Source organism: Caballeronia choica (assembly GCF_001544535.1).
In the GTDB taxonomy this organism is placed as follows: Bacteria; Pseudomonadota; Gammaproteobacteria; order Burkholderiales; family Burkholderiaceae; genus Caballeronia; species Caballeronia choica.
The window spans coordinates 1-9,624 of the sequence record NZ_FCON02000209.1 but is presented as its reverse complement, the minus strand read 5'-3'; the positions used below and the strand labels follow the sequence as shown (position 1 = coordinate 9,624).

Here is a 9,624-nt window from a genome sequence, read left to right as displayed (position 1 = left end):
AACCTCGACTTCGTCCATCATGTACACATGTCCATTTAAAATTTGCATGGACATGATCGTCGGGCTACTCGACTTGCCGATCAAGATGCCTTCACCGGCTGCTTACGCTGCAAACCTGCTGCTGCCCAAAGGTAAAGGCACGCTTATTTTTACCGGTGCTTCGGCCAGTCTGCGAGGCCGGCCGGGTTATGCACATTTCGCTGCGGCGAAGGCTGGGCTCCGCATGATCAGCCAGAGCATGGCAAGAGAGTTTGGACCGCAAGGCCTGCATGTGGCGCACGTCGTAATCGATGGTGGCATCGATGGAACCCGGTTGAAGAACCTGCGTCCCGATGCGATCGCCCAGCGCGGGCCGGATGGATTGCTGAACATCGACGCCATCGCCGAAACATACTGGCAACTGCATCTGCAACATCCCACTGCGTGGACTCAGGAAATCGATCTGCGCCCATTCAAAGAGGGTTTCTGATGCGCTTGCTTGCGGGCGGGCTGCGAGCCCTGTGCAACGACTTCGGCGTGCTGCGCAGGCTCAGGTCATACAGTGATCGCCGGCATCTAGTTCATCGTGATAACACGTGACACCAACACATCCTTCGGCTGTAGCAGCCGGCCGTCTTCCGAGCGCAGTTCGAGTTTCTTGAGGGGGCGCTTCTTCCTGGCATCCAGCGGAAGCGAGCCCAGTTCCTTCGACTCGTAAAGATACTCGCCGCCCCATTGGCCAAGGGCCACGAGAACGGGCAGCAGTGCTTCGCCCTTTTCAGTCAGCGTATATTCCTGGTATGCGCTGCCGTCGGACGCGGGCACGATTTCCATGATGCCCTGCTCAACCATCGACTTCAGGCGACCAGACAGGATATTCTTGGGGATGCCAAGACTGCGCTGGAACTCGCTGAACCGGCCGACGCCGGCGGTTGCGTCGCGGATGATGAGTAGCGACCACCAGTCGCCGATCGAGTCGAGCGCCCTGGCGATCGCACAAAGATTTCCTTCGAAGCTCTTGCGTTTCATGGCTGCCTGCCTTTGCGTAACCTGCCCAGCATAGCACATATGGTTTAATGATGAAACCAATCGCATGGGAGCATGCAATGTGCTCGTTCGAGGCTTCGCCGAAAGAGAGACAGGCGTTTCCCATGTAGACGATCAAATACTCGTGGCGATCGCGAAAATCGTTCTATTTGACGGCCGCAGGCGACGGGTGAAAGTATGTATCGGCCATGGGAGTGAGCACTGCATATCGTAGTCAAGGGGCACTTAACCTCGCGCTTGCGATGCACTTAGGTATGCATGCACGTCTCACAAAGCAATTGATCTGCGAAGCGCTTGAAATCTGTGCGGCTGGTCTTCAGCGCCGGGCGCCGCGCTTATCATCATGCGGTTTGTCGCGGCCACAGACACGATGTCCAGACGCGCATGGCTGATATCCCAGCATAAGCGGCCGTTCAAAAGCGTCCTCGGACCAATTTGGTCTCAATCGGAAAACTGCGACCCGAGAGCTTGTATCAGCCTGCAATGTGCCGCCGTCTGGCTATGACAGGGCGCAAGCTCGCGGAGGGCTTGACGCATTCGTCGTAGGTCGCGGATCCTCCCTTCAATATCCGCCAGATGTTCAACCACCACCTCGTCCGCACGAGGCACAAGGGTGCTCCGGATGGTCGGCCAGTTCCAGTAGTTTTCGGATTTCTTCCACTGGAAAACCAAGTTCACGGCCTCGGCGCACGAACGTCAGCCGCTGCACGGCGCTGGCATCGTAAAGCCTGTAGCCGTTATCGCCGCGCAGCGGAGCGGACAGTAGTTCTACCCGCTCGTAATAACGGATTGTTTCGACGTTTACGCCGGAGAGGCGGCTCAATGTATCGATCGAGAAAGTGACGCTCATTGCTTGACCCTGTAGTGGCTACAGGGTTCAGCATATTACTTTAATTATTCTCGTGTCGGAGCGGACCATGGCTGGGGACTGTTGTAATCACTGTGAACATCAGGCGAATGCCCGTCAGGGGCGATATCGGAGGATTCTGTGGGTTGCGCTTGCAATCAACCTGGCGATGTTTGGCGTCGAGGTCATGTCCGGATTGCGCGGGCGGTCCGTGTCTTTACTGGCCGACTCATTGGACTTTCTGGGCGATGCAGCAAACTACGGTATAAGTCTTGTGGTGCTTGGGTTGAGCGTGACCTTACGCGCTAACGCGTCGCGAATCAAAGCGCTTTCGATGGGAGCGTTTGGCCTGTGGGTGCTTGGATTTGCCGTCTGGAGCCTAACATCGGAAGCGGTGCCTAGCGCGCCTACGATGGGTATCGTCGGGTTGAGCGCATTAGTAGCCAACTGCGTTGTTGCGTTACTCCTGTTCGCGTACCGCGAGGGAGACAGCAACATGCGCAGTGTTTGGCTTTGCACTCGTAATGACGCGGTAGGGAATGTCGCCGTTCTTCTTGCCGCTCTGGGCGTGTTCGGAACAGGAGCAGGATGGCCGGATCTGGCCGTTGCGACAATCATGTCGATACTTGCCTTGACCTCCGCCGTGAAAATCCTTCGCCACGCGAAAGCGGAATTGAGGGTCGATGCTACTGGATCGTCAGTAGCATCCACGCCTGTGGCACATTCACCGATGAAGCGGTATCCGCTGCGGTAGGCGCTCTCGCAATGCGCGGCCAGTCCGTCTGTCGGGCCCAACAATCGACGGCACATTTTCAACGGGAAGCGGGCGCTGATACGGTTCGTGTCCACGGCTGTAGCGGGTCGGATGCCGAAGTTCGCGCCGCGCTTGCGGGGGCTGCGCAGACTCCACCGCACCGACTTCGGCAGCCGGCTATAAGGCGACCGCCGCGGACCACGATCGAATGCCCTTTTCTGGTTACACATCGGTCGGGCGAAGCCGGTCACAATCTTCGGCCCGATACGTAGCGGTAGATCAACTTGCTTGGTAAAAGCGCCGACTTGGGCCTATCTCGTCGCTTTAGGACGTAACCGTTCAGCGACCAACCGCGCGATCGCCGCAGGTGCCTGATCCGGAATGGGAAAAACCGAGCTCACGTTGATCTCGCAAAGAACGAAAGTATCCTTACCTGCTTCGGTGCGCGGACCATAAAGAAAGTCGGCGTCCCAGATGACTGGCAGCGATTTGACGTCGATGTCGAACAGCGCCATCAACTGCGGCGTCCACTCCCGCTCCATGCGTTCCCTGAGATCCTGAAAAGCTTTCGCGGCAGCCGCGTGCATGATGCGGGGGCCGGGTTGCGCAGAAACGGAGTCCGGTCCTTCGGGCGGAGGCGGCATGAGGGCCTTGACGAATTGATGTCCAAATCCGACCACCTTATCGGTGCCCATGTAACAGCGAACCATGCCATCGGCGAGACGAGGCTGAAAGGGCTGATCGACAATGCAGCCTCGCGAGTCGAGAAGGGGTTCACATCGAGCGATGAATTCTTCAAGCGGCATTTCCTCTGTCACGCTGCCCTTTCGCGCGTGCAGCACGCTTACCCACGTCCGACCGTTGACAGTCGAAGAAGAGCGTTCGACTCGCCACACACCGTGCCCACCATTTCCTCTGTTCTGTTTGAGTACGCGTGGCCCGTCCCTGCTGAGCCGATCGGGAAATTCGTTCGAAAAGTCGTCCATGCTTGAATAAAGGTACGTATCGGCGCCCCATCCTAAGTGCCGGGTGCGATACAGCACTTCCTTTACGCCCATTTTTGATATCACGTCCGGATGGGCGCTTACCCAAGGTCCACGCGATGCAACATCGCACAGAAGTGCGTTGAGCGCCGTCCGATCTCGGCCGTCGTGAATAGGATCGACCCATACCAGCACGCCATCGACCTTGAGCAATTGAGCGCGGACTTCTTCCGCCATCTCCTCCGAGTAGACAGCAGGCTCCGCCGCTATGCCAAGCGAGGCGAGTTCCTCGAAGACACGAAAGAATCGGTTATTGCTCACTGTTGCATCTCGCCGCGCTTCAGCGTCGCCGCGCCAAAGTATCGCGACCGATCCCGCTGTCGTGTTCATTGACTGGTCCCCTATTTCCGCAGTGGTCTTCGTGTAAAAGGTCGCTCGTACATGCCGGACGCTCTATTGCCGAATCGGATACCACGCGCCATTCAGCCCATCGCCTTGATGGTCACCCGGCTTTTTGTCCATTCTCCCGTGATGAAGCGGACGACCCTGATAGGCCCACTGGCGCTCTCCCTTCGCCGTCTTGATGATGGACAAGCGGGCTGTTGGCTTATCGCTCGGATCGGCAATGGCAGGCGGAAAATTCCGTTCGCAGTCGCCTTCGCAGGCGGTTGCATCGGGACTTCCATGTCCGGCAAACGCGTACAGCGTCATGCCGTGATCGTCGACCAACATGCCGTCGCTCATATGCGGCGGAGCCGCTCCAGCCTGAGTTGATATCAACACCGCGAGTAAAACGACGCGCGTTCTTGGCATAACCTTCTCTCGTTTGTGTTCGGACGGTCGGCAAGTGAACGGTGCGTCGATTATTGCGTTGCTTCGAACACTCTAAGCGCCGTGTGACCGTCAAGATTCTTAAGCGGAAAGTAAACGCGATGTGTCGTCCGGTCGACTCCGACGACATGCGCATTCGGGCCGGCGACAAATTCGCCGAGCTTGGTGACGCCGCTCGATGCGACTCGGAGTATCGATGCCAGACCGGATTCGCTCGCGACATAGAGGTAGTGATACGCATCGTCATAAGCGAGGACGTCAGGGCCGGCGCCGACACGAAAAGAGGCGGTCACCCGCTTCGTCCGCATGTCGAAAATGAGGAGCGTGTCGTTGCCCTCGCAAGCAATGAACGCGAGACGATCTTCTGAATCGATTAACAAACCGTGGTTGCCTTTCGCGCCGCGCAGGTCGTAACGCGCGATGACGGTATCCGAGAATGGATCGATCTCGACAAGCTGCGCGCGTGTCTGCACGTTGACGAAAACGTGCCGGGAAACGGAATCGTATTGCGTATTGCCCGCTTCCCCACCCAACGAAACGGTTGCGACTTTAGTGTTGGATCGGACATCGACGACCGCTTCGTCGCCGCCGCGCTCGTCTGAAACGTACAGCTTGTGGGCGTCGGGTGCGTAAGCAAGCCCATCGGGATAGCCACCGGCCGGAATTCGAGCAGTGGTTGTCATGGTCGCAGGATCGATGGCGACGACTTCTTTGCTTCCGGTCGCCGTTGCGTAAGCACGTCCCAGCTCGGGAATCGCCAGTACGCCGTGGACCGAACTCAAATCGCCGATTCGCCCTACGACCCGCGACGTATTCACATCGAACACGATGACTTCGCTATCGCCAAGGTGAGCAATGTAAAGCAGATGCCGGCCTGGATCGAAGCTCACGTAGTCGAGCCGAGTGGGGCGGCCGCCGAGTGGAATATCGGCGATCTTATGCAGCGGTACAGCGCGGGCATCCGAAGCGCAAGCCGATTTTATCGACAACCCTAACGATACCCACGCGAAGAGAACCAGGGCAATACAAGCTGGTACGCGAGAAGTCATCGCGCGGCGGCCAGCGTATTTCACGTCGCTTGTCGCTCAGACATCGCCGAATTCAGCCTGGATCCCGCGTTATCCCAGTTCAGCAGGCCAACGATCTGATGCAGGTATTCCGGCCGTCGATTTTGGTACTTGAGATAGTACGCATGCTCGAATACATCGAGGACGAGAATCGGTTGAATGCCCCATGCCGTCAGCTTCTGATGGTTTTCGCATTGCAGGATCATCAGCTTCGAGGTCGAGGGATGATAGCCGACGATACCCCATCCCGATGCCTCGACAGCAACGGTCGCCGCGATGAGTTGCGCCTGAAGCTTCGCGTACGAACCGAAATCCCGATTGATCGCTTTCGCCAGATCGTCTCGGGGCGGTTCGCCCTTGCCTGAAATGCTCGTCCAGTAAATCGTGTGCAGGATATGGCTCGACAGTTGAAAGGCCAGTTCCTTCTCGTTGTACTTCACGAGCGCGAAGTCATTCGCGTCACGCGCTTTGGCTAATTCGTCTTCGGCCTTGTTTGCCGCCACCACAGCCGGCTTGTGATGGAAGTTGTAGTGCAATTCGACCGTCTTGGCGTCGATGGCCGGTTCGAGCGCGTCGTAAGCGAACGGCAGGGGCGCTGCAGCGTACCTGCCGCTCGCATCGACCAGCTTGTCGCTGTACTGCTCGTGCTCGCCTGCCGCCCCGAGCGCGCGACCGGATGCGAGTATCAGACCCGCGCCGGCCAGCGTTGTCTGCTGCATGAAGTCTCTTCGCGTTGCCATACGCTTCCTCGTGTTCGCCGGCCGTAACCTTGTGCGAGTGGATTAGGGCGTTCGTCCGGACCTTCGTTAGCGAGTGAAGCCAATGCTAGACCGCGAACTGCCTGAACGCAAATTTATTTGTATCGGGCGTAACAAAAATGTAGAGTCCGTTATATGAAAAAATTTTCCGATTGGCTGCTGCTTATCCTTACCCTGCCGACCGACAACGCCACTGCGCGTATGCGTTACTGGCGCGCGCTGAAGGCCATGGGTTGTGCCGTTCTCCGGGATGGCGCGTATTTGCTTCCTCACACGGCAGACGACGGCATGGCCGAAATGTGTGACAGCATCGGGACAGCGGGAGGAACGGCGTATCTGGTGCGCTTCGCCAGTGCGGATCAGGCGCAGGACGAGGAATTTCGAAGCCTGTTTGATCGCACGGATGACTACGCGAATTTTCGGCGGTCGACCGAGAGCATTCAGAGGACCCTCGCCGGGCTGAGAGTTGCGGACATCACCAAGCTCTTACGCAAGACCCGCAAGGAATTCGAAGCCCTTGCCGCGATCGATTTTTTCCCGAACGAAGCGTCGGTGCGGGCACGATCCGCGTGGGAGGACTTCGTTCAAACCGCAGAGGCCATGCTGTCGCCAGACGAACCTCATTCGAGCGTCGGCGACATTCGGCTTCTAGATCTCGCTTTATTTCAGGGCCGCGTCTGGGCCACGCGCCGTCATATGTGGGTGGACCGGGTGGCCAGCGCATGGCTCATCAAACGTTTTATCGACGGCGAAGCTCGCTTCATCTGGCTTGCGTCGCCTGACAAGTGCCCGAAGCATGCTGTCGGTTTCGATTTCGATGGTGCGGCGTTTTCACATGTCAATGACCGGGTGACCTTTGAAGTCCTCGCTGTGAGCTTTGGGGTGGACAGCGAGCCCGGCATGACTGGGCTTGCGAACCTGGTGCATTCGCTCGATGTTGGCGGCCTGATCGTGCCGGAAGCTGCGGGCTTCGAGGCGGTCATGACGGGTGCGAGAGAGCGAGGCCTGGGCGACGACGAACTCCTTGCGGAGATGAGCCGCGTGCTTGATTCGCTGCTCGCACACTTTGCCGCTACGGGCAAGCGCGCGGCGAAGTGACAACACCATAACCGGCGTCCGCGAATTCCGCAGGTCAACGAAGTCGATTCCGGAGTGACAGATGGAGCCAAGCCAATTAGCACGGGATGACGCGGTCACGCCTGTTTCCGACATATCAACCGAGCCGATCAGTTTCCGGGAGGCGTTCTGGTACTGGCTTCGACTCGGCTTCATCAGCTTTGGCGGACCAGCGGGCCAGATCGCGATCATGCATCAGGATCTCGTCGAAAGGAAACACTGGATCTCCGAGAAGCGGTTCTTGCACGCGTTGAATTACTGCATGGTCTTGCCCGGTCCCGAGGCGCAGCAACTGGCGACCTACATCGGGTGGCTCATGCACCGCACGCGGGGCGGCATCGTAGCCGGGGGGCTGTTTGTTCTGCCCTCGCTATTTATCCTCATCGCGCTGTCGTGGATCTATATGGCGTTTGGCAGTGTCCCAACAATCGCGGGCGTGCTCTACGGGATCAAGCCGGCCGTCACCTCAATCGTCATCTTCGCGGCTTACCGCATTGGCTCGCGGGTGCTGAAAAACCCGTGGTTGTGGCTCATTGCAGCGGCGGCCTTCGTCGCGATATTTGCGGCTAACGTGCCATTCCCGTTGATCGTCCTTATCGCAGGCATCATCGGGCACTTCGGCGGCAAATATGCGCCCTCGAAGTTTGCGATCGGTGCAGGCCACAAGGCGGGCGGCAAGGCACTTGGCCCCGCCATTCTCGACGACGACACGCCCACGCCGCGCCACGCGCTCTTTACATGGAAGCGCTTCGCATCTGTGCTCGCGGTTTTTCTTCTGATCTGGCTTGCCGTGATGGGACTATTGATCGCGACCTTTGGATGGACGGGAACACTCACGCAAATGGCGTGGTTTTTTACGAAGGCCGCGCTACTCACGTTCGGCGGGGCGTACGCAGTGCTTCCTTACGTCTATCAAGGCGCGGTCGAGCATTATCATTGGCTGACCGGACTTCAGATGATCGATGGACTTGCGCTCGGCGAGACCACTCCGGGGCCGCTCATCATGGTCGTATCGTTCGTCGGATTTGCGGGCGGATGGACCAAGGCCGTGTTCGGTCCCGATGCGCTGTTCGTCTCTGCAGTTGCCGCCTCGGTGTTAGTGACGTTCTTCACATTCCTTCCGTCGTTTCTTTTCATTTTGCTGGGCGGCCCGTTCATCGAGACCACTCACAACAATCTCAAGTTCACGGCGCCGCTGACCGGAATTACGGCTGCGGTCGTGGGCGTGATCGTCAATCTTGCAGTGTTCTTCGCCTTGCATGTTCTCTGGCCGCGTGGGATGCACAACAGTTTCGACTGGCTTTCACTTTTAATCGGCCTAGGCGCGGTAGTCGCGCTTTGCCGATTCAAGATTGGCGTGATTCCCGTTGTTTTCGCATGTGGCCTGGCCGGTCTGTTGTTGCGGCTGATCGTCGCGTGAGCCCAACGAGCGCGATACTCGATGACCATGGTAACGACGAGGATGAGCATCCAAATGAATGGAGCTGCGTGCGACAGTACGGCACTTGCTTGCGTGAATGGGCTTGGACCAAGACGCACCGTCTTGACGTCCGGATCCGATCGGGATCCGGACATTCATGAAGCCGAGTCGATCGGCTCCTATGGGTCGTCAACGAGCATTCGATTTTCCCGACAGCGGCCACTTACGATCGACAAATTGAACCCTCCACTGAATGACGGCGATGGGATCCTCACCTGCCGCTGTTATGTGGGTGAACCAATGGCATGGCGCGAAAACGCGCCACCGAGTTGCTACGGTGAAGGGCCGCTGCACTGCGAGATCGGGACAAATGGCTGCGGCCTTTACCAATTCAGTTTGAGCCCGGACTCGGTTGCGCGATGGCGTTCGTCGTCGTCCGCGTGCAGGTATTGACTGGTGGTAGAGATCGATGCGTGACCGAGGTTGTCGCGTACAAAACGCAAGTCAACTTGGCCGTCCATCATGTGTGAACCGGCGGTATGGCGCGGGCTGTTGCTCCCGCGACTCGCTCGGAGTATTTCCTGGTCACTCGACGAACTCGCAGGGCCTTCTTCAGTCCAAAACCACGTTGTAAGTCATTGTCTTTACGTGTGCGTTGGCGTGCAGATTTGGTGGCTTCACCGACGCCAGAAGATTGGCTAAATCATTGAATATTAAGAATTAACAGGCCTTTATTCCTATATTTTTGAAAAGGATGTTGACGCCGATGTAATCGATGGAGTCCACGTCGAGCAAAGACATGGCAATTCCCCCGCGCCCGCG

Annotated in this window: 10 protein-coding genes and 1 pseudogene; 4 read left to right on the top strand and 7 right to left on the bottom strand. The window is 57.9% G+C overall.

Annotated features, from left to right (window positions below; genetic code table 11):
- On the top strand, positions 1 to 469 hold a 469-nt coding region (locus AWB68_RS39760), incomplete at its 5' end, for an SDR family NAD(P)-dependent oxidoreductase (RefSeq protein ID WP_125483204.1).
- 86 nt (positions 470 to 555) lie between these two features.
- Here the strand turns inward: AWB68_RS39760 and AWB68_RS39755 are convergent.
- Complete coding sequence (locus AWB68_RS39755; protein ID WP_087649672.1) at positions 556 to 1,008, bottom strand: winged helix-turn-helix transcriptional regulator; 453 nt, start codon at positions 1,006 to 1,008, stop codon at positions 556 to 558.
- 598 nt (positions 1,009 to 1,606) lie between these two features.
- Positions 1,607 to 1,876: a MerR family transcriptional regulator gene (locus AWB68_RS39750; RefSeq protein WP_200828929.1), complete on the bottom strand. Its 270-nt coding sequence runs from the start codon at positions 1,874 to 1,876 to the stop codon at positions 1,607 to 1,609.
- A 67-nt stretch (positions 1,877 to 1,943) separates the two neighbouring features.
- Between AWB68_RS39750 and AWB68_RS39745 the strand changes: the two genes are divergently transcribed.
- Positions 1,944 to 2,627 (top strand): cation efflux transmembrane domain-containing protein, encoded by a 684-nt coding sequence (locus AWB68_RS39745; protein ID WP_087649671.1) that lies wholly within the window; start codon positions 1,944 to 1,946, stop codon positions 2,625 to 2,627.
- 311 nt (positions 2,628 to 2,938) lie between these two features.
- Here AWB68_RS39745 and AWB68_RS39740 read toward each other — a convergent pair whose 3' ends face one another.
- The 4 genes from AWB68_RS39740 to AWB68_RS39725 form a co-directional block, all read right to left on the bottom strand.
- A complete protein-coding gene (locus tag AWB68_RS39740) occupies positions 2,939 to 4,000 on the bottom strand; it encodes a Cj0069 family protein (RefSeq protein ID WP_087649670.1) in 1,062 nt (353 codons plus the stop codon).
- A gap of 63 nt (positions 4,001 to 4,063) precedes the next feature.
- A complete protein-coding gene (locus tag AWB68_RS39735; RefSeq protein ID WP_235028759.1) occupies positions 4,064 to 4,342 on the bottom strand; it encodes a COG4315 family predicted lipoprotein in 279 nt (92 codons plus the stop codon).
- A 131-nt stretch (positions 4,343 to 4,473) separates the two neighbouring features.
- Positions 4,474 to 5,490: a YncE family protein gene (locus AWB68_RS39730; RefSeq protein ID WP_087649674.1), complete on the bottom strand. Its 1,017-nt coding sequence runs from the start codon at positions 5,488 to 5,490 to the stop codon at positions 4,474 to 4,476.
- Between the two features lie 20 nt (positions 5,491 to 5,510).
- On the bottom strand, positions 5,511 to 6,227 hold the full coding sequence (locus AWB68_RS39725; protein WP_087649673.1) for a superoxide dismutase: 717 nt from the start codon (positions 6,225 to 6,227) through the stop codon (positions 5,511 to 5,513).
- Positions 6,228 to 6,401: 174 nt separating this feature from the next.
- On the opposite strand from AWB68_RS39725, the gene AWB68_RS39720 reads away from it, so the two are divergent.
- Complete coding sequence (locus AWB68_RS39720; RefSeq protein ID WP_087649668.1) at positions 6,402 to 7,364, top strand: chromate resistance protein ChrB domain-containing protein; 963 nt, start codon at positions 6,402 to 6,404, stop codon at positions 7,362 to 7,364.
- Positions 7,365 to 7,425: 61 nt separating this feature from the next.
- Positions 7,426 to 8,802: a chromate efflux transporter gene (gene chrA / locus AWB68_RS39715; RefSeq protein ID WP_087649667.1), complete on the top strand. Its 1,377-nt coding sequence runs from the start codon at positions 7,426 to 7,428 to the stop codon at positions 8,800 to 8,802.
- A gap of 383 nt (positions 8,803 to 9,185) precedes the next feature.
- On the opposite strand, the pseudogene AWB68_RS39710 reads toward chrA, so the two are convergent.
- Positions 9,186 to 9,347: pseudogene (locus tag AWB68_RS39710) on the bottom strand (tyrosine-type recombinase/integrase); the annotation flags it as partial.
- Positions 9,348 to 9,624 lie beyond the last annotated feature (277 nt).